Here is a 22,090-nt window from a genome sequence, read left to right on the forward strand (position 1 = left end):
TGAGTTCATTAATAACATAATTAATCTGCATTAATACCACCTTATTATGGGATGTTGGGATGGAATCTAATAATGATTTATTCGGGCTGACATTGTCTCAGATGGATATCTATCTAGATCAAATCAAGTCTATTACTAGCCCAAAATTTAATATCGGCGGGTATATAAAACTACTCGATATTGATAGCGACCGCTTGGTTGCCGCGCATCAAATACTGATTGAGCAGTATGATTCATTTGGCATCAGAATATCTGCCAATACCGGACAGCCGCTACAGTCGATCTCCTCTGGTAGGAATATACAGTTGCCGATCATCGATTTTTCCACCGTTCCGGATGGCAGAGAAAAAGCGCGGGATTGGGTCAATCATGCTTTTTCCAATCCCTTTAATCTAGAGAACAGTGAATTATTCAAATCTTGGCTGATCAGAATTGATGCATCCGAGAGCTGGTATGTCGGAATTGCTCACCATATTATCAACGATGGCTTTGGCTTTATTAACTGGACGAAACGGCTTGCCGACATTTATAACCGCGAGAATCTGCCAGTCGGATTGCGTTGGCATGATATTGCTAACAGTGATAATGACTATTTGCACAGCGAAAAATATTTGACGGATCAGCAATACTGGTCTGAACGTCTGCACGGCGCTGTGGGAACGCGGCTGATGCAGGTTCATTCTGCGGTGGAAAATGAAAGCGGCAACAAAACCAGTGGTCGTGAAATTCGCCGAATGACCCGCCAAGCCTATAACCAATGGGTTTTTGCAACAAAAGAACACGGTCTCACACTCTATCATTTGATAGTTGCAACCATGGCCATCTATTTCTTTCGTAGCGAAAACGCCGGTCAGGTCGTTATCGGTATTCCGGTACACAATCGCCGTGGTAGTGAACAGAAGGATGTTATCGGTGTGTTTACCAATATTACGCCGGTGTATCTGGACATTTCAGAACATATGCGTGTTCTTGATGTTGCTGTGCTGGTTAAAGAACAGCAGAAGCAAGGCATCAGCCATAACCGTTTTCCGTTAGGGCACATTTCACAACTGGCGGCCGGGATTACCGACACTCGTAATGTCTTCGATGTCAGTTTTAATTATCTCAAAGTTGGTGGTGGCGTGGCATTTGGAGAACAGTCATCCGAACTGTTTTATTTGAGCCATTATCATGATGATACGCCGCTGAATGTTACCGTGTGGGAATCTGGAGGCAAACAGGAAATAGAATTTCATTTCGATTACAACTTCAGGTATTTCAATCCTGTCGAGGCGGAACGACTGGCGGACAGAATGATGTTCCTCTTCGACGTTTGCTGCCATGCAATAATGGATAATGTCTGTCAGATCCCTGTTTTGCCAGAATCCGAGCGACGATTGGCGTGGCAGTTTGCCGCAAGCCAGCAAGAGGCGCTCCCGCCGGATTCAATGCCTTTCCTGCACCAGCTAATAGAACATCAAGCGGCCATGACGCCCGATAACGTGGCACTAGTCGAACCTTCAGGACACCGTCTGAGCTATTTTCAGTTGAATCGGCAGGCGAACCGATTAGCCCGATACATGCGGCAACAAGGTGTCAGCATTGGCGAGCCGATTGTGCTTTGTGCTTCTGCCGGATGCGATGCAACGGTAGGAATGCTGGCAATATTGAAATCAGGTGCTGTCTGCGTACCTGTCGATCTGCGTTATCCGACGGAGCGTATTCAGCATGCGATCAGCCAATCAGGCAGCCGCTTTTTGCTGGCGGATACTCAGGCGGCCGGACATGAGCGGCTAAATGAGATACCTCACGGCTGTCGTGAGATAGCGCTCTGTCATTCGCCGTCCGATGAAGATGAGGCGCAACATCAGAATATTAACCAGAATGCAGTGGCATTAACGCCGGACTCTGCTGCATACATCATCTATACCTCCGGTTCGACTGGAAAATCGAAAGGCGTCGAGGTGGAACATAGTGCTTTCGCCCGACATATTCTCAATATCAATCGTTGTTATTGCATTGACGCCGCTGATCGTTGTCTGCAAACGGCATCGATCAGCTTTGATGCTGCATTGGAACAACTGTTTGTACCGTTGACCTGTGGAGCGTCGGTACATTTCATCGATCTGCGGATGAATGATGTTGATAGTGTGGTTTCATTTATTGAACGACGTCATATTACTGTCGCCGATCTGACGGCGTCTTATGTGAACGAATTCCTGAATCTCTATTCGGGCGTCAGACCTCATGCTTTGCTCAGGTTATTGATCGTCGGTAACGAATGTTTTTACAGCGCCGTATTGCGTCGATGCCTTGCCGTCAAGCTTGCGGACAGGGTGATTAATGCCTACGGGCCGACCGAAACGGTGATTACCAGTATGCTCTATGAAGTGAATTGGGATGATTTACCACTGGGTGTCACGGTTCCCATTGGGCGGGCAGTACCCGGCAATCGTACCTATATTGTCGGTCAGCATGGACAATTGAACCCGATCGGCAGTATCGGCGAATTATTAATTGCTGGGGAGAGTCTGGCGCGACGTTATATTAATGACGACGTGCTCAATGCCGGTAAATTTATTATCAAGCAGTTTATTCCAGAGGTAAATGAGCGATGCTATGCCACGGGGGATCTTGTCCGTTATCGTGAAGATGGAAATATCGAATATATAGGCAGAAATGATGGTCAACTGAAAATAAGGGGGCATCGTGTCGAGTTGCTCGAAATAGAGTCTGCACTGCTGGATATCAATGAAGTAAAGAATGCGCTGGTCAATTATCAATATGATGAGCAAGAGCACGGCCGATTAGTAGCCTATGTCGTTCCCAATGCGGAACAGGCCCTTCCTGTTGCGGTTATTAAAACGGTCAAGAGCAAACTTCGTTCGGTGTTGCCGGATTATATGATTCCATCGCAAATTATCATTAAACCGCAATTCCCTCTGCTTCCCAATGGGAAAATTGATGTCCGCCGTATTATCAATACACCGGCAGATTATGAAGACATCATTTTTAGACCGATAACACCCATCGAAATCAGTCTGGAAAAACTATGGCGTGAAATACTGCTGATGGATGAAGTGGATATTCATACCAGTTTCTTCAGTCTGGGCGGTGATTCGCTACTGGCTATTCGGCTTAACGCCATGATTAAGGATACTTTTGGCATTTCTGTACCTGTAGAACTGATTTTTAACTATTCCACTATTCATGAAATGGCAATGAATATTGACCTTATCCGCGATCAGGTTACTCATCACAAAAATCATATTCAATCTCAATTTAATACCGAGGGATTCCTATGAGTGTTCTCAATATTATCAATAAAGCGAAAGAATCTGGGGTCTTTCTCTATTTAAATGAGGGACGACTGGCCTTTAAAAGTCAAGGTGAATTAAGCAGTGAGCTGAAGGCCGAAATAATAGAACAGCGCGATGAGATTATCGCCCTTCTTGTCAGTTACGAGCAGTCTGTACCAGTGTTGGAAGCTAATACGCCCGTGGCAAAGCGTCGCACGATACAGGAAAAAATACCGGTTACCTTTGAACAGCAGAGGATGCTGGTGCTGGATACCATTTCCGCCCACAAACAAAGCTACAATATGACGGCGTTGATTACGCTGTCGGGGCAATTGGATACAGTTGCGCTAGAAAGCGCCATCAATATTCTGGTGGAACGCCATGAAGTATTGCGCACCTGCTATCGATTCGATGAACCGGGGTACTATGGCGTTCTTCACCCTCATGTGGATATCGCGCTGGCGATAGAGGACCTGACCCTCCTTCTTGTATCGCAGCGGGAAGCGCGTCTGGTTGCCCTGACGCAGGAAAGTGCAGAACTGGAATTCGATCTGGCCCATGATATTCCGTTACGAGTGAAACTGGCCAGAGTGGCGGAACAGGAGCATAGCCTGTTCATCACGTTACATCACATTGCCTTTGATAATGTTTCGATAGCCATTTTTTGTCACCAGCTTAGTACGGCTTACAACCATGCCGTCAATGCAGGCGAGGCACCGTTAGCGGCTTTGCCGCTACAGTATTCAGACTATGCGGATTTCCAGCTCAGCCAGTTAAATGTACACCACGACAGGCTGAAACATTTCTGGTGCGAACGCCTTCGCCACCTACCTGTACTGCACGATCTGCCGTTAGACTACGTTCGGCCGGCGACGCTATCGGCTGCGGGAAAACTGTACAGTGAGCGCGTGTCGGCGGAATGGGGTTTGCAGGTGACTGCGCTGGCGGAAAAAAGCCAGACGACAGTCTATGCGCTGCTGCAATCGATTTTTGCCGTTTTCCTTCACCGCTATAGCGGTGCTGAAGATATCGTCGTTGGTACACCGGTCAACAATCGAACGAATAGCGAACTGAATACGCTCATCGGTCTGTTTGTTAATACCCTAGTTATCCGCTCGGAAATTCGCTTAGGCGATACGTTCGATCAGTTTCTGACCAATAATAGCGCCACGATTCAGCAGAGTGTCGCTCACTCGCTGTATCCGTTTGAACAGCTGGTCGAAGCGATGAAAGTTGAGCGCAGCTTGAGTTACAACCCATTATTCCAGATCGTGTTTGTGTATCAGGATGAACGGCAGACACTGCTTCATTTGAACGGTTTGCAGTGCCGAATTGATGAAGTTCATACCAATACGGCCAAGTTTGATCTCATCTTGACCCTTAGTCACCACCACGACGGCTTATCGCTCAAGTGGGAATACGCGACCGATCTTTTCGACGCTGCATCAATAAAAAGCATGTCCCGCAGTTTTATCCGGGTACTGGAAAGTATCTGCCTCGATTCTTCGCAGAGGATTGGCGCTATTGCGCTGCTCAATGCCAGCGAGAAAGCGGCGAACATTGCTGTAGCCGATGCTGATCGCCAGTGCTATACACCTGCACTGACATTGGATCGTCTGTTTGATCGCCAGGCGGAGAAGTATCCGCAGAAAATGGCGTTGGAACTTGGTGAACATTCCCTCAGCTATGCGCAGTTGAAAGCGACGGCGGAACATCTGGCGAAGCGGATTGCGGATGCTGGCATTCCTCCACAGTCCCGGATTGCCATCGTGGCAGAACCCTCGTTTGAGATGATCATCGGCATTCTGGCGGTATTGAAGGCGGGTTGCGCCTATATTCCGATCGATCCCGCCAGTCCTGAGGCGCGTATTCACTACATTGCGCAGGATGCCGCCGTCGATGTATTTCTGGTAACGGAGCATACCCGTGAGCTGGCGCTTGCCGGATGTGGGCATTGCCTGCTCATCACGCTTGACGCCGACCAGACTCCGTCGGTGGCATTCACGCCGATGGCCTCCGGCCCGGACGATCTGGCCTATGTCATTTACACGTCGGGATCAACCGGCAAACCGAAAGGCGTAGAAATCACGCATGGCAATGTCGTGAGATTGTTCTCTGCTACGGACAAGCAATTCGGCTTTCATCATCAGGACGTCTGGGCGCAGTTCCATTCTTTCGCTTTCGATTTTTCCGTATGGGAAATCTGGGGCGCCCTGTTATTCGGCGGGAAACTGTTACTGGTCACTCGGGAACAAAGCAGAGATCCGGATGCGTTTTACGATCTGGTGGTGCGCCGGGAAGTCACTGTGCTCAATCAAACACCAACTGCTTTTAATCAGTTTATTACCGTCGACAGGAAGCAGCTGCGCAATCTGGCGTTGCGCTACGTCATCTTTGGCGGCGAAGCACTGAATCTGATGAGTCTGCGCCCCTGGCTCCAGCAGCATGGCGATCAACAACCACGGTTGATCAACATGTACGGCATTACGGAAACCACCGTCCATGTGACCTACAAACCCCTGACCTGTGACGAGATAGAGTCTGGCCGTGGCAGCCTGATCGGTAAGCCGCTGGATGATCTGTCGCTTTATCTACTCGACGCTTCATTGCAGCCGGTACCGGACGGCGTCGTTGCCGAACTGTTTGTCGCTGGCGGCGGTCTTGCCAGAGGATATCTAAACCGTCCGGAAATGACTGCCGAGCGGTTTATTCCCAATCCGTTCAATCCACTGGAACGGCTTTATCGTACCGGCGATCTGGTTTGCCGCTTACCGTCGGGAGAGTTTCGTTATCATGGCCGTTGCGATCAACAGGTAAAAATCCGCGGTTTCCGGATTGAAACTGGAGAAATTGAATTTGCCCTGTTGCAGCACCCGCAGGTGCGTGAAGCCGTAGTCATGGTGTATGAGCAGGAAAAACACGGTCCACAACTGGTGGCGTATGTGGTGGGGGATGGCGGGCTGAGCAACAGCCAGTTACAACTGGCGCTAAGACAGCATCTCAGCACGACGCTAGCCGACTACATGATCCCGTCACTGTTCATCGGCATAGAAAGCATTCCTCTAACTATCAACGGTAAGGTAGCTCGTCATTTGTTGGCAAGACCGGATTTCAGCACACTATTCGAGAACAGTTTTGTTGCGCCGCGTTCCGGGGTGCAACAACAGATGTGCGAAATCTGGCAGCTTACGCTGAATGTGTCCCGCGTCGGGGTTGAAGATAATTTCTTTTCTCTCGGCGGTGATTCGATTCGCGTGATTGGTATGGTGGCGGCGGCCAGAGACGCCGGTATTGTGTTTTCCGCCAAAGATGTGTTTGTGCATCAAACTATCGCCCGATTGTCGGAACATCTGGAACAACAGACGGGTGCGGTGGCGGTCAATGATCAGCCAGCACCTTTTTCACTGCTCAATGAGCGGGAAAAAGCGGTGTTGGATGGGTTACATATGACCGGCACCTTGCAGGATGCCTACCCGTTAACCCAATTGCAAAAAGGGATGGTCTTCCATAATCAGCGCGATGGTGATAAAGCGACCTACCACGATATTATGGGCCTGCAACTGGTTATCACATGGCATCAATCCGCATTCCTTACCGCGTTGCGCGCACTGGTCGAACAGCATGACATCCTGCGCACCCGATTTGTGTTGCACGGCGATGCCATGCTGCAAGTGGTAGCAAAAGAAGCTGAGCCTGAGCTGGAGTTCTTTGATTTACGCGACATGGCGGTAGCGCAGGCGCAACAGACGATTGATGCGTGGATGGAAGGCGAAAAATGCCGCGCATTTGATTACGACAGCCACATGTGGAAAGTCACGGTCCATGTACTGAACGATGAAGAGATTAATTACACCCTGACTTGCCACCACGCGATTATGGATGGCTGGAGTGTGGCGCTGTTTAATAGCGAACTGTTCAGACTGTATCGCGGTGCATTGCTGCAACAACCTTGTGTGGCGGCCAAAGGATTGCCTTATAGCCAGTATGTCGCCAGTGAAATGGCCGCGGTGCGATCCGCAGCGGCAAAAGATTACTGGAAGCGGACACTGGATGGCGCGGCGCTGCCCTGGTGGCACTGTAGCGAACGTGGTCGCATCATCCTGCAATCGGTGGAGATAGACGCGGAAGTCAACGCGGCGTTCACCCGACTTGCACGCCAGTTACAGGTGCCCGAGTCCACTCTGTTTCTGACCGCACATCTCTTTATGCTGGCATTTCTGAACGGTAAGAAAGATATCGTGACGTCGATCGTGACCCATCAGCGCCCGGCTATAGCGGGAGGCGACAGCGCGCTGGGGTTGTTCCTCAACTCGGTACCGTTACACATGACGCTGGACGCCAGTACGAACTGGCGGCAACTGATTGGCGAGGTTCAGCAACAACTGGCCGCGATGGCGGATTATTGTGATTACCCGCTGGCGAATATCCAGAAGGACACATCACTGGATTTCTCTTCATCGCTGTTCAACTTTACCCATTTTCACACCTACAACGAACTGGCCGACTCGCTAAAACTGATTAAAGAACAGTCTTTTACAGAAACCAACTATACGTTTGCTTCGCAATTCTCCAGAAACGTCACCACCCGACGCTATGAGTTGTTGCTGGAGTTGGACAGCGCGGTGTTTGATCCGGCGTTTTCACAGCGTATTGCGCAGTATTATTGTACTCTGCTTCGACAGATGGTCCGCCAGCCGGAGAGCGCCGCCGATTACTACGCTATTCTGGGGGATGACGAGTATTTACGCGTGCAGCAGCAGATTCAACATCCGTTCGAACTATTTCATCCTGGTCAATGTATCCATGAGTTGTTTGAAGCGTGTGTGACCAGTCACCCAGAGAAAGTGGCACTGAGGTTTGCCGACGAGACGCTGACTTACCGGCAATTGAACCAGCGCGCCAACCAGTTGGCCAGTTGGCTGGTGGGAAAAGGTATCGGGGCAGATAACCTGGTCGGGTTGTGTCTTGAACGTTCGCTGGAAATGGTTGTCGCCATTTACGGCATCCTTAAAGCTGGGGCCGCCTATGTACCTTTGGATCCAGAGGCGCCAGCGCCGCGGTTACAGACGATGATTGCCTCTGCAGAGATTCCCCTGGTTATTACTTCTGCCAGCGTAGCGCCGAAACTCAATCTGGTGGATGCCGAACAACTGATTCTGGACGACGTTGACACGGCACTGATGCTACAGCGCTATTGCATCGAAAATATCGACAAGGCCAGTCTGCTTCTGACGCCACGGCATCTGGCCTATGTCATACATACTTCGGGTTCTACCGGTACGCCCAAAGGCGTGATGGTAGAACATGCCGCGCTAGTTAACCGCATCGGCTGGATGAACAAGGCCTACCCACTTGCCTGCGATGATGTGGTACTGCAAAAAACGCCATTCAGTTTCGACGTGTCAGTGTGGGAATTCATCTGGCCGTTGACGCATGGTGCATCGCTGCTCATTGCCAGACCGCTTGGGCATAAAGATCCCTATTATCTGGTGGACCTGATCGTCTCTCGAGGCGTAACCATCGTGCATTTCGTGCCTTCTATGCTGCGGGCGTTCCTGAGTATCAGCGAATGTCGCCGCTGTACATCACTACGGCATGTCATATGCAGCGGCGAAGCGCTGCCAGTGGCTGTGGTTAAGGGGTTTCACCAGGTGCTGCCTGCGCGGTTGCACAACCTGTATGGGCCGACCGAGGCGGCGATTGATGTCACCTTCTGGGATACACAAGATAGTACTCTGGCAAAAACGGTGCCGATTGGTTACCCGATCGACAATCTGCGGATATATATCCTCAATGACGAGAAAAAGCCGATGCCGCAGGGGTGCCCTGGCGAGTTGTATATCGGCGGCGTGGGTCTGGCGCGTGGGTACCGTAATCGTGACGATCTTACCCGCGAGAAATTCTGCCATATTGCCGATCCCTTGTTTAACGGTGAGCGGGTCTATCAGAGCGGTGATCTGGCGGTATATCACTCGCAGGGAGAAATTGAATATCTTGGTCGTATCGACGAGCAAGTCAAGATCAAGGGATTCCGCATCGAACTCCAGGAAATCGAACATCAAATCACCGGGTTTCAACCCGGTGCATACGGAGTGGTATTGGTCAGAACGCAACACCACGATAAGCAACTGGTGGCATTTGTTTCTGGCGTCAGTGATGTCGACGCACTGCGCGCTTTCCTTTGCACACGGCTCAACGAGTACATGATTCCCGCCCATTTTGTAACACTGGATAGCATCCCTCTGTCGGTAAACGGCAAGGCTAATCGCAAGGCGCTGGCCGCGATAGTGATCGACGATATGGCGACTGTCGGCGAGTTTATCAGCGCGTCAACATCAATGGAGCAGGCGCTGGCACAGGTTTTTGCCAGCGTACTGGGGGTTCGGAAAGTTAGCATGCGGGATAATTTCTTTGCGCTGGGAGGCGATTCTATTCGCAGTATCGCGCTGGTGGCTGAATGTCGGGCCAGAAGCATACAGATTAGCGTTCAGGATGTTTACAAATATCCTCAGGTGGATCTGTTGGCAGAATATCTGGCGTTCCGGCATCAGGAGCAGGACGACACTGCGCTGGTGGGACCGGTGGTACTGTTGAGCGATGAGGATCGACGTCGGCTTTCTGAGGATATTCAAGAGGCTTATCCCTTGACGACGTTACAGAAAGGTTTGGTGCTGGAAAGCCAACTCGCGCCGGGCAGCGCAATCTATCATGATATTGTGATCTATACCGTCGACGATGCTCTTGATTATGTCGCGTTTGGGCAGGCGTTGAGTGAAGTACAGCAACGGCATTCGATTCTGCGTACCTGTTTTGACTGGTTGACGTTCAGCGAGCCATTACAAATTGTACGGGCAGGACAGTGCAACGGGCTGGAATGGGTGGATTTGACGGCGCTGTCGCCGTCACGGCAACAGCAGTCTCTGGACGATTTTCTGACCAGCGAAAAACAGCATGAATTCGACTGGACAGCACCGTTAATCCGCTACTTCATTCATCAACTTTCGGCGGATCGCTATCAGTTCACGCTCAGTTTCCATGATTCCATGTTGGATGGCTGGAGCATCAATGCCTTATCTTCCGAGATTTTCGACCGTTATTTTGCTCTTCGGCGCGATCAACCTCTGGCTGAGAAATATCAATTGCCGGTATTACCATTTCGGCAGTACGTTTCGCTGGAAATGGCTGCCTTGCTGTGTCAAGGGGATCGCGACTACTGGCGCGACAAACTTGCCGATTTCACCTTCACATCGCTGCCGTTTACCGGTACAGGTGCAGACAACGCGATTTGTTATACGGATGTCGAACTGGCTCCCGGTATTTCCCAGAGTCTGCTGAATCTGGCTGTGCAGATGGGAGTCCCGGTCAAGGTCGTGCTGTTGGCAGCCCATATGCGCGTACTTGCTTTTATCTGTGGTCAATACTCTGTGGTTTCCGGGCTGGAACAAAACGGGCGCCCGGAATTGGCCGATTCCGAACGGACGTTGGGGTTGTTTTTGAACACGCTGCCATTCCGGCTGGAACTGTTACCGGGCAGTTGGAAAGATCTGGTGCGTCAAGTGTTCGATGAAGAAATAGCGCTGATGCCTTATCGCCATTACCCCATGGCACAGATGCGTCTGGACAACGGTATTGGTGATCTGTTCGAGATTGTCTTCAATTATGTTCATTTCCACGTCAGTCAGGACACCATGATCCAGCACGGTCAGGCACTGGCACATCTGGATTCGGTACTGGAAACGGAGTATCCACTGCGCGCCGAGTTCAGCCGGGATACACAACAAGGGCTGGTTGCGCTCAGCCTGCATTACAACCCGAGCCGCATCGACGACGACGAGGTGGCGATTGTCTGCCATTACTATCAGCAGGTGCTGAGCGCAATGGCCACCGACAGCGATGCCAGTTGGTTGGATTTATCACTGCTGACCGCAGAGCAGCATCACGACTTCATGCATCGTTGGAACGATACCGGATACGCGTTACCGTCCGATATGAGCATTCATCAGTTGCTTGACCAGCAGGCGTCGCTGATGCCGGATCGCATCGCGGTGATTGAAGGTTCCCGGCGGCGGAGCTATCGGCAGTTGTCTGAAGAGTCGAACCGCATCGCCAGCGCATTGCAACGGCAAGGGGTGACATCCGGTGACGTGGTTGCTCTCTATGCCAGCCGCAGTATCAACTTCCTGACGGTTATGCTGGGGATCTTTAAGGCTGGTGCCGTCTACTTGCCACTGGATGTGAATCACCCCGGCGACCGTATTCGGACGATTTTGGCGCAGTGCGACAGCAATATGCTGGTAACGGATCAGGACCATTTTGCCTCGTTGAGTTCGATAGCCGCCGAGCTGCCGTCTTTCCCCAGTATGCTAATGATTACTGACCTGCAAGCGCATGATTCGACGCAACTTCAATCCGCCGTCAGTTACGATCTCAATGATCTGGCGTATATCATTTTTACCTCAGGTTCCACGGGCATGCCCAAGGGAGCGATGGTGGAGCATATCGGGCTTATCAACCATATCTACGCCAAGATGCGCGATTTGTCGCTGACGACGGCGGATATCGTGGCCCAGAATGCCTCTCAGTGTTTTGATATCTCTATCTGGCAATTCCTGTCCCCGCTGGTGTTCGGCGGTTGTGTCTGCATCTGTCCGGACGAGATTTTGCTGGATGCGCGCGGCTTGATTGCTACCGTGGCCGAACAACGCATCACGATTCTGGAACTGGTGCCTTCACTGTTGAAAGAGGTTATCAATCAACTGGAGGATGTGCCGGAAATCGGCCGTCAACTGGCTCAGCTACGCTGGTTGGTGCCGACCGGTGAAGCATTGCCGCCGCAACTGGCAAGACAGTGGCTGACCTTGTTCCCGCAGGTGCCAATCCTGAATGCATACGGCCCGACGGAATGTTCCGACGATATTACGCATTATCCGATCATGACGCCGCCAGCGGCGGACGTCGTCAATATGCCGATTGGCAAACCGGTGGCTAACATGCGGATGTATATCCTCGACAGCCGTAGAAAAAGGGTACCGTTGGGAACAGTTGGTGAACTGTATGTTTCCGGTATTGGCGTCGGCCCCGGCTATATCAACAACCCGCAAAAAACGGCCGACGCGTTTATCAACAACCTGTTCGACGATGGCTATTCCCGTATGTATCGCACGGGCGATCTGGCTCGCTATCAGAAAGATGGCAATATCGAATTTTTGGGGCGCATTGACCATCAGGTGAAAATCCGCGGATTCCGCATCGAACTGGGCGAGATCGAAGCCAGCCTGCGGCATTACCCTGACCTCAATGAGGCCGTGATTGCTGTGGTGGAAAACAGTCAGCATGACAAGCAACTGGTGGCTTATATCAGCCTGAAGAATAGCCGCGAAGCCGAACTCGCCGCACAATACGAGCCTATCGTCAAGGCGCTGACTGCGTTGCTGATGGAAAACCTGCCGCAATATATGGTGCCTGCTCATTTTGTCCTGCTGACGGCGTTGCCGCACTTGTCTAATGGCAAGATCAATCGCAAGGCGTTGCCGGATTATCGTTTGCATATTCCTGTCGCCGCCTTGACTACGCCACCCGTAACACCATTGGAACATCAGATAGCCGACCTGTGGCAAGAACACCTTAATACTGAATCTATCAGCATGGACGACAATTTCTTCAATGTCGGTGGTCATTCGCTCATGGCAATGCGCCTGGTGAGTGATATGAATAAAATGTTTGGTATGAAAGCCGGCGTGAAAGAGCTGTTCATGCATCCAACTCCGGCCCATTGGGTGCGTGAAGTCGAATTGTTGCAGGAGCTGACCAGAAATAGTGAGGCGATCACTGGCGGCAGTGATAACGATGGCGTAGAAATTGAGATGGAGTTTTAATGTGATGGATATCATGGAGATATTGCGTTTCTGCAATACGCATCGAATCAGAATCTCGGTAGAGAACGACCGTCTGAAGCTGAAGTCGACAGAAAAGATCACCGACGAGCGGTTTATTGCCAGCATAAAAGAACAGAAGTCAGCCTTGATCGCTATGTTATCGGCGCATAACGGTAGCAGCGATGACATGCCCGTTCCGGTGATGGATGACGACCCGTCATCGCTGTCCTATACGCAGCAACGCCTGTTTCTGTTGCATAAAATGGATCCGCAGTCCGGCGCCTACAATATGCCGAATCAGATTGACGTTAAAGGGGAGTGGGATCGCCAGATATTTGAAGGCGCCATCCGGGCGCTGGTTGAACGACACGAAGTATTAAGGACCACCTTTCAGGCAGAAAACGAGCAGATCCAAGCACATGTTCATCATGATCGTTATCCGGTGATAGATTATCAGGATCTGAGTGATTATTCTGGTAATGCGCTGGATGAACAGGTCAAGCTGCGGGCTAGGGCGGAAGCGCTGTGTGCGTTTGATTTGCAGCGGGACATTCCCTTCAGGATCGCCCTGCTGCAATTGGTGCCAGGGCATGCCATCTTGCTGTTTACCTTGCCACACATTGTTTCTGACGGCTGGTCGATGGGAGTGTTGGTCAGGGATTTTTGTCGGTTATACCGCCGCCTTGCCAGCGGGGAAGCGCAACCGCTCGCGCCGTTGCGTCATCAGTATGCCGACTACACTCGCTGGCAGAAAGCCTATTTTTCCTCTGATGACATGCGACGATCCATGAATTACTGGAGCAGCAAGCTGGAAGATTTGCCGTTGTGCCACAGTCTGCCTGTTATTTTTGGCGGTAGGGAGAGGAAGGTATCGTTGGGAGAAAAGCTGACATTACGGCTCGAACCGTTACTACGCGACAGCATCGAGACGTTTTGCCAGCATCACAATGTTACGCTGTTTATCTTTTTGCAGACAGTATTTGCGTTGCTGGTTTCACGTTATGGCAATGATCGTGATGTCGTCGTTGGTTTCCCTATTTCTGGCCGCGATGATGACCGATTTTTCGATAATATTGGCTGTTTCGTCAATACGTTGCTCGTCAGAACCCGGATCAATCCTGATGATGCGTTTCTGACCCTGCTTGAGCACAATAAACTGAATATTATCGAGGCGTATGAACATCAGCGAGTACCGTTTGACATGCTGGTGGATCGCCTCAATCCGCTACGTTCCTACCAGTGCAACCCGCTGTTTCAAATCTTGTTCACCTTGCAGAACAATGAGGAAGCCGCAGCCGTCCTTCCCGGCGTCGAATTGACGCGGCTGGAAAATCAGACGGCGTTACTCAAGCTGGATCTGGAGGTCAGCGTGACGGAAACCGAACGCGGCATTCAGATCGATTGGCTGTATAACCCAAGCCTGTTTGAACGCTACATTATGGAAGGGATGCTGGATAGCTATCAGGCATTGATTCGCGGTGTCCTGGCGGCGCCAGACTCTGGGGTTGAGGTGATATCGCTTCTGTCTTCGCAAGCGACTGCCGACATGTTGCGAATCGGCCGAACCGGGCCTACCGGGCCTGTCGATGTCTGCTTTCACCAGTTGTTCGAGGCGCAATGCCAACGTTCGCCGAACGCTATTGCGGCGGTTTTTGGTCATCGTCGCATCAGTTATCGACACTTGAATGCTTCAGCCAATCACCTGGCGTACCAGTTGCAGCAACAGCACAATATCACGTCCGATACAGTTGTCGGCCTGTACTGCCAGCGTAGTGCCGATATGCTGATATGTCTGCTAGCGATCCTGAAAGCAGGTGCGGCCTATCTTCCGCTTGATCCCGGCTATCCAGAGCAGCGTATTGCCTATATGTTGTCCCATTCCGGCGCCGAACTGGTGCTGACGACGCCGCAACTTGCCGTGTGTTTACCGACAGGCCCGGAGAACGAGGTGCTGATACTGGAGGAATCATTGCTGGTCGCCGAGTCTGAAGTCGATCACTATCCGAATCTTGCCTCATGTTCTCCAGACCGTCTGGCTTACATCATCTACACATCGGGCTCTACCGGCACCCCAAAAGGGGTCATGATCGAGCATCGTTCAGTCGTCAATTTTCTCCAGTCTATGAAACAGTCACCAGGATTCAGCTATCAGGATCGCCTGCTGGCAGTGACGCCGATAAGCTTTGATATTTCAGTGCTGGAACTCTTTTTGCCACTGAGTTGCGGTGGACAGGTTGTTATCTGTCCGGAACAGGATAGCCGTAATGCGGAGATCCTGAGTGAAATGCTGTTAAAACACCAGATTACTGTAATGCAGGCGACGCCAGCTACCTGGAAACTGTTGCAGCAAAGCTCTCGCTGGCGGGAACATAGGCATTTGAAAGTGTTAATCGGCGGTGAAGCCATCAGCCGTGAGCTAGCCGCAGCGCTGTGTGAGAATATGGGGTCGTTCTGGAATATGTATGGTCCGACAGAAACGACGGTTTGGTCAACCACGGGACAGATTGATACTGACAGCAACGACATCACTATCGGTCAGCCGATCACCAATACCATCCTCTATATCCTGAATGAACATCAACAATTGTCGCCGGCCGGTGTCGTCGGCGAGTTGTACATTGGCGGTGATGGCTTGTCTCGCGGTTACTACAAAAGGCCCGACCTGACAGACGAACGTTTTACAACCGATCCGTTTGCGCCAGGAGAGGGGGGGCGAATCTATCGCACCGGCGATGTTGCCAAATGGAATGCACAAGGGCAGATTACGGTACTCGGGCGTAGTGACAGCCAGGTAAAAATCCGTGGATACCGGGTAGAACTGGGGGAAATCGAAAGTGCCTTGCTATTGCATGAGTGGGTCAGTGATACGGCAGTCAGGCTCAGTATCCATCATGATGGAATGCTGGTCGCCTGTGTGGTGTTGGTGCCAGCGTTGCGCCAGCGTGCAGACCTTACCAACGAGATGCTGATCGGGTCGCTCAGAGAAAGCATATCGCAACGGCTTCCTGATTATATGGTTCCGCATCAGTACCTCTTTATTGATGCACTGCCATTAACGCCTAACGGTAAGGTGGACCGCAAAGCCCTGCCTGATATAACACAGGTGATGGTTTCCAATACACATTACGTCGCCGGGCGAAACCGTCGGGAGAAACAGCTCTGTGAGATCTGGAAAAACATACTGGATATCGAGCAGGTCGGCATTCATGACAATTTTTTCAGTCTGGGCGGGAATAGTCTGACCATGTTCAGACTGTTCAATAAGATGAAAAACAGCGGTTTCACATTCACTCTTGAAGATCTCTTCAGATATCAGAGCATCAGTGAACTGGAGATTTACGCCCATCCGGTTCTTGATGTGCACACGATCGATATTCCGGAATCCTCGGTCGTCGTGAGACTCAACCATTCATCAAGTCCTCGCAAGGTGTTCTGTATCCATCCAGAAGGTGGTATCGCCACCAGCTATTCCGCACTCGCTGGGCAACTGGCGGACTATGCGCAGTTTTATGGCTTACAGGCTCCGACGATATTCGGCGATTTCGGCCCTGGCACCATCGATAATCTGGCGAGTTACTATGTCGATGTCATGCTTCGTCAGCAGCCGACGGGGCGTTATCGGATTCTGGGATGGTCTCTCGGTGGAAGTATTGCCTGGCAGATGGCAGTTCAACTGTGCGGTCGTGGTTATCAGGTGGATTACCTGGGGGTTTTCGATTCGGAGTTGCCAGTCATGGCACCAGTAGACAAACGGGAAAACCTGGCCTGGGAAGCATTGATTAAAGACTTTAGCGCCGACGGATTATCACTAGACAGCGCACTCCTGGCCTCGTTGACGCCAGCTAACCGTAAGGTTTATCTGCTGGAACAGATCGTGGCCAGCAAGATTCGGCCTGAAGGCATCACGGATGAAATGACCCGTCGTTATCTAGACTATCTCATTGATGTTAAACACTCAAAGTATGGCACTCGCTTAACGGCCGCCAATATAGATATCGATTATTATGCAATAGAAAACAGCATCTACCATGCGCAAGGCCAGTACCGCGGTTGGGATGACGTCTCGTTAGGCACGGTGACACTGTTGCCTGCGAAAGGCAGCCATTTGACCATGCTGCAATCGCCGTTTGTAGAAGCGCTATCCAACACATTACGTACACGGTTGGGAGAGCAGACTGGTGAATGATACCCGACAGGTTTATCAGATAAAAAATCCTCTGACACGCTCTCACACCCCGGCTAATCCCTGGTTCAGATGCTTAAATATATGCACAAGACCACGACTACGGTTATTTTGCTTTCCCTATGCAGGAGGTAGCGCTTCAGTCTTTCACGACTGGCCTGCATTTTTTACGGAAAATATTGAGCTGATCAGTGTCCAGTATCCGGGGCGTGGTGAACGCTATAACGACGCACTTATTGCCGATTGTAGCCAGATGGTCGATGCGATTTACGCGAATATCACAACGTTGCTAGACATCCCAACCCTATTTTTCGGGCACAGTAACGGTGGGTTAATCGCCTATGAGCTGGCGCGGAAATTACAGTCCGCAAGCGGGTATTCACTGTCTCATCTGTTTCTTTCTGCCAGCTGCTCAGCGGCTGATCGCAAAGCGACAGCGAGGCGTTCAGCGCTGAATGACGACGCGTTAATCAGCGAATTAGCCAGCCTTAATGGTACGCCACCAGCACTGCTGGCGAACAAAGAGATGATGGAACTTTATCTCCCTATTCTGCGCGCCGATTTTACTATTTCTGACAGCTATCGCTATTGTTCTACGCCACGCCTTAAGAGCGCGACAACCGTCTTTTACGGATTACAGGATGACAGTATGTCGTTGAATGAGATAAACGGCTGGCAGAAAATTATTCATGGAAACGTCGATTTTGTTCCCATTAACGGCGGGCATTTTTTTATTCATGAAAGGCTGTCGCAGGTTATTTCACACATCAAACGCTATCTATGATCTACAGACGCCAGCGAAAATCTGTGAAATAAGAATTGGTACGACCGAGTGGACTCGAACCACCGACCCCCACCATGTCAAGGTGGTGCTCTAACCAACTGAGCTACGATCGTATACCAGGAATGGTGCGTTCTAATGGACTCGAACCATCGACCCCCACCATGTCAAGGTGGTGCTCTAACCAACTGAGCTAAGAACGCATTTTAAAAGCATTGCCGCCAGAGTAGCGGCGGGGACGAATATTAACGGGCTATATCGCCGCTGGCAAGGAGAAAAACATAAAAATTGTCTGCTTACCAGTCTGATTGTCGAGCTTATATGCAGTACGCCGTTTTTTTCGTCACACCCTCTGTTTTATCGAGATGCGCGAGTCAGGATCAGGGACGCAGGCTGTCGTTGTAACCAACGGATGCGCGTTACCATCATGATGGCTGAGGATGTCAGCCCGATAATGAAGCCGCACCAAAAGCCGGCAGGTCCCATTCGGGGAACAATTAGGTCGGTCAGTGCCAATGCATACCCGCTGGGTAATCCTAATATCCAGTAGGAAACAAAGGTAATGAAGAAAATAGAGCGGGTGTCTTTATAGCCACGCAGGACACCGCTACCAATGGTTTGAACGGCATCAGAAATCTGATACACCGCTGCCAGCAACATTAAGTGTGATGCCACCGCAACGACATCCGGATTTTTGTTATAGAGCATGGCAATGGGTTCACGCAGTGTGATAGTAAAAATAGCGGTGCAGATTGCCAGCACAATTCCAGATGCAATACTGGTATGGGCCGCGACACGAGCATCGGCTACAGAGCCTTCTCCCAATCGATGTCCGACACGGATGGTAGCCGCAACACCAACGGAAAGCGGCAGTACAAACATTAGCGAACTGAAGTTGAGGGCGATCTGATGACCAGCGACATTCACCACACCCAGTGGGAGTACCAGCAAGGCAACAATGGCGAACTGCGTGACTTCGAACAGAATTGCCAAGGCAATAGGTAAGCCGAGTCCCCACAGTCGCTTTAACGCCTGCCAGTCTGGCCTGAGTGACGAATGGTGTTGGCGGATATCCCGCAGCCAGCGGGCCTGACGAGTATAGCCAGCCAATAAAAGCATCATAATCCAGTATACGGAAGATGTCGCCACACCGCAGCCTACGCCACCCATTTCAGGCATACCCAATTTACCGTGAATAAAGACATAGTTAATCGGGATGTTAACCAATAACCCGATGAAACCAATAGCCATTCCCGGTTTCGTTTTTGACAACCCCTCACACTGACCGCGTAAAACCTGATAAAACAGATATCCTGGCACACCCCACGCAAGAGCATGAAGGTAATCAATTGCCTTCTCGGCCAGTTCCGGCGGGCCATTGTGCATCAAGTGGATTACGTACTGCCCCTGATACAGAACTATCATGGTGACAACAGAAATGGCACTCGCCAGTAAAAAAGATTGCTGTACTTGATGGGCAATGCGATTTCGCCGTCCAGAGCCGTTCATTTGCGCAACGACAGGCGTTAGCGCCATCAGTAAGCCATGGCCGAATAAAATGGCTGGTAACCAGATGGACGTTCCTACCGCTACTGCGGCCATGTCGGTTGCGCTATAAGAACCCGCCATAATCGTATCGACTACGCCCATTGAGGTCTGGGAAACTTGCGCAATGATGACAGGAATCGCCAGCGTTAATAATTGACGCGCCTCCGACAGATACTTCTGCACGAACACACCTTCCTAATAGGATCGATAGATATCTCAACCAGAGAGAAAGACAATCATCCTTTTTTACATGAAAAGAGCGGGCATTGTAACGATTTATCAGCAGTAAACCAATGAATTACCATTTCTTCCTGTTCTATTGAGATTATGTCAGCAATGCTGAAAAATTCGCTGATTCAATAGCGCTTTTACTCGGTAATCAAGTTTGGTTTTCTTTTTAATATCGTGCAAACTGCCTGGATAATGTTGAAATCAAGTCGGTATCAATGGATATGGTCCGTTGACACTGCATTTTTTAAACGAATTTAAGAGGCACTCCGCATGTTTACCGGTATTGTTCAGGGCACGGCTCCTGTTGTGTCCATTGATGAAAAAACCAATTTTCGCACGCACACTGTTCAATTTCCGCCTGAAATGTTATCAGGGCTGGTGCCAGGCGCATCTGTTGCTCATAACGGTTGCTGTTTGACAGTGAGCGCGATTGAAGGGGCGCGAGTCAGTTTTGATTTGATGAAAGAAACACTGCGTTTGACCAATCTCGGTAACGTGAACGTAGGTGATTCAGTCAATTTAGAGCGTGCTGCCAGGTTCGGTGATGAAGTCGGTGGGCATGTTATGTCGGGCCACATCATCTGTACGGCAGACATCGTTAAAATTCTGACCTCGGAAAATAATCACCAGATCTGGTTCCGAATGTCGGATGATGCCTTGATGAAATATGTACTACACAAAGGGTTCATTGGTATTGACGGTATCAGCTTGACTATTGGTGAAGTTACTCGCAGTCGTTTCTGCGTGCATCTTATCCCTGAAACGTTAAACCGGACTACGCTGGGGCAAAAACGATTGGGTGATCGTGTGAATATTGAGATTGATCCACAGACACAGGCGATCGTGGATACGGTTGAGCGTGTATTGTTGAATCAATCTCACCGTCAACAAGATCCGGCCACAGAAGCAACAGAATAAAATAGTGTAGCCGTCAGCATAAAGCTGGCGGCCAAGTCAATCCGTCAGTGGGGGACGCGTATCCCACCTTCAACGCCGTCAACACTGAATAGCACCTGCCACAGTTGAATATCCCGTGCGCGAAAGGCACCAGCACAGGCGTTCAGATAGTAACTGAACATGCGGTGGAATTTTTCAGGGTAATTCGCTGACAGTTCGGACCAATGTTGCTGGAAACGTGCATGCCAAGTCATCAGCGTTCGATCATAGTCAGCCCCAAAGTTGTGCCAGTCTTCCATGACCAGATAAGGTTCACTGGATTGGGCAATATGTCGGACCGACGGTAGGCAACCATTAGGGAAAATATATTTGTTGATCCAGGGGTCGACTTCAAGATTCGTTTTGTTGGCACCGATAGTATGTAGCAGAAAGAGGCCGTTGGGCTTCAGGGTTTTACGTACCAGTTGGAAATAAGTATCGTAATTTTTGGGGCCGACGTGTTCAAACATACCAACAGAAACGATGCGGTCGAACTGGAGATTCAGATCGCGATAATCCTGTAATAAAATCGTGACATCCAGTTCCTGGCATCGCTGCTGAGCCAGTTTCTGCTGCTCACGAGAAATAGTGACACCTGTGACCGATACACCGTAGTGACGGGCTGCAAATGCCGCTAGTCCGCCCCAACCACAGCCAATATCCAGCAGTGTCATGCCGCGACGCAGCTGTAACTTTTCGCAAATCATACGAAGTTTGTCTTCCTGAGCTTGTTCCAGGGTGTCTGCCTGTTTCCAGTAACCACAGGAATATTGCATGTATGGATCAAGCATCAGTGAGAAAAGATCATTGCCGAGGTCGTAATGTTCTTTCCCTACAATCCACGATCGTCTCTTTGATTGAAGATTGATGACTCGTGCAAGTAGAATCCGTATCAAATCGCGCCAGCGCTGCGGTATTTTTTCTTCCAATCCGGCTCGCAGTACCCGATGGAAAAACATATCCAGACGTTCACACTCCCACCAGCCGTCCATGTAACTCTCACCAAGACCCAAAGAGCCTTCACGCAGAATGCGTTTATAAAAATCGGTATTCTTGACAGTGATATCAAAAGGTCGCGAACCATTAATAGTGATGTCAGCCATTGACAGCATTTCATGCACAATCTGGAACCAGGACGTATTATGCCTACCTAGCTCCTCTATATAAGACGAACTCATAATCTCTCCCTACCTTGCCATTTGAATTACAGCAAGGAACAACATAGACAATTTTTACCTGTAATAAGAATCGGTGGATG

General features: G+C 50.4%; 7 protein-coding genes and 2 tRNA genes. 5 read left to right on the forward strand and 4 right to left on the reverse strand.

Annotated elements, in window-relative coordinates; all coding sequences use genetic code 11:
- Nucleotides 1–59: 59 nt before the first annotated feature.
- The 4 genes from CWC46_RS12185 to CWC46_RS12200 are packed head-to-tail and all read left to right on the forward strand — an operon-like array spanning nucleotide 60 to nucleotide 18,120.
- Nucleotides 60–3,284, forward strand: a complete 3,225-nt coding sequence (locus CWC46_RS12185; protein ID WP_021016293.1) for a non-ribosomal peptide synthetase — start codon at nucleotides 60–62, stop codon at nucleotides 3,282–3,284.
- Nucleotides 3,281–13,153 (forward strand): non-ribosomal peptide synthetase, encoded by a 9,873-nt coding sequence (locus tag CWC46_RS12190; protein ID WP_021016292.1) that lies wholly within the window; start codon nucleotides 3,281–3,283, stop codon nucleotides 13,151–13,153. The genes CWC46_RS12185 and CWC46_RS12190 overlap by 4 nt, the downstream gene beginning before the upstream one ends.
- A 4-nt stretch (nucleotides 13,154–13,157) precedes the next feature.
- Entirely contained in the window at nucleotides 13,158–17,339 is a 4,182-nt protein-coding gene (locus CWC46_RS12195; RefSeq protein ID WP_021016291.1) for an amino acid adenylation domain-containing protein, read from the forward strand.
- Complete coding sequence (locus tag CWC46_RS12200; protein WP_021016290.1) at nucleotides 17,332–18,120, forward strand: thioesterase II family protein; 789 nt, start codon at nucleotides 17,332–17,334, stop codon at nucleotides 18,118–18,120. The genes CWC46_RS12195 and CWC46_RS12200 overlap by 8 nt, the downstream gene beginning before the upstream one ends.
- 36 nt (nucleotides 18,121–18,156) lie before the next feature.
- Here CWC46_RS12200 and CWC46_RS12205 read toward each other — a convergent pair.
- The 3 genes from CWC46_RS12205 to CWC46_RS12215 all read right to left on the reverse strand — a co-directional run bounded on the left by CWC46_RS12205 (nucleotide 18,157) and on the right by CWC46_RS12215 (nucleotide 19,848).
- Nucleotides 18,157–18,233, reverse strand: a tRNA-Val gene (locus tag CWC46_RS12205).
- Nucleotides 18,234–18,243: 10 nt separating this feature from the next.
- Nucleotides 18,244–18,320, reverse strand: a tRNA-Val gene (locus CWC46_RS12210).
- Nucleotides 18,321–18,474: 154 nt separating this feature from the next.
- Nucleotides 18,475–19,848, reverse strand: coding sequence for an MATE family efflux transporter (locus tag CWC46_RS12215; RefSeq protein WP_021016289.1), 1,374 nt, complete (start codon nucleotides 19,846–19,848; stop codon nucleotides 18,475–18,477).
- 318 nt (nucleotides 19,849–20,166) lie between these two features.
- On the opposite strand from CWC46_RS12215, the gene CWC46_RS12220 reads away from it, so the two are divergent.
- Nucleotides 20,167–20,814 carry a riboflavin synthase gene (locus CWC46_RS12220; RefSeq protein WP_021016288.1) on the forward strand — a complete coding sequence of 216 codons (648 nt, stop codon included), beginning with the start codon at nucleotides 20,167–20,169 and terminating at the stop codon, nucleotides 20,812–20,814.
- Nucleotides 20,815–20,858: 44 nt separating this feature from the next.
- Here the strand turns inward: CWC46_RS12220 and cfa are convergent, their stop codons facing one another.
- Nucleotides 20,859–22,010: a cyclopropane fatty acyl phospholipid synthase gene (cfa, locus tag CWC46_RS12225; RefSeq protein WP_021016287.1), complete on the reverse strand. Its 1,152-nt coding sequence runs from the start codon at nucleotides 22,008–22,010 to the stop codon at nucleotides 20,859–20,861.
- Nucleotides 22,011–22,090 lie beyond the last annotated feature (80 nt).

Source organism: Prodigiosinella confusarubida, from assembly GCF_002847015.1.
GTDB lineage: Bacteria > Pseudomonadota > Gammaproteobacteria > Enterobacterales > Enterobacteriaceae > Prodigiosinella > Prodigiosinella aquatilis.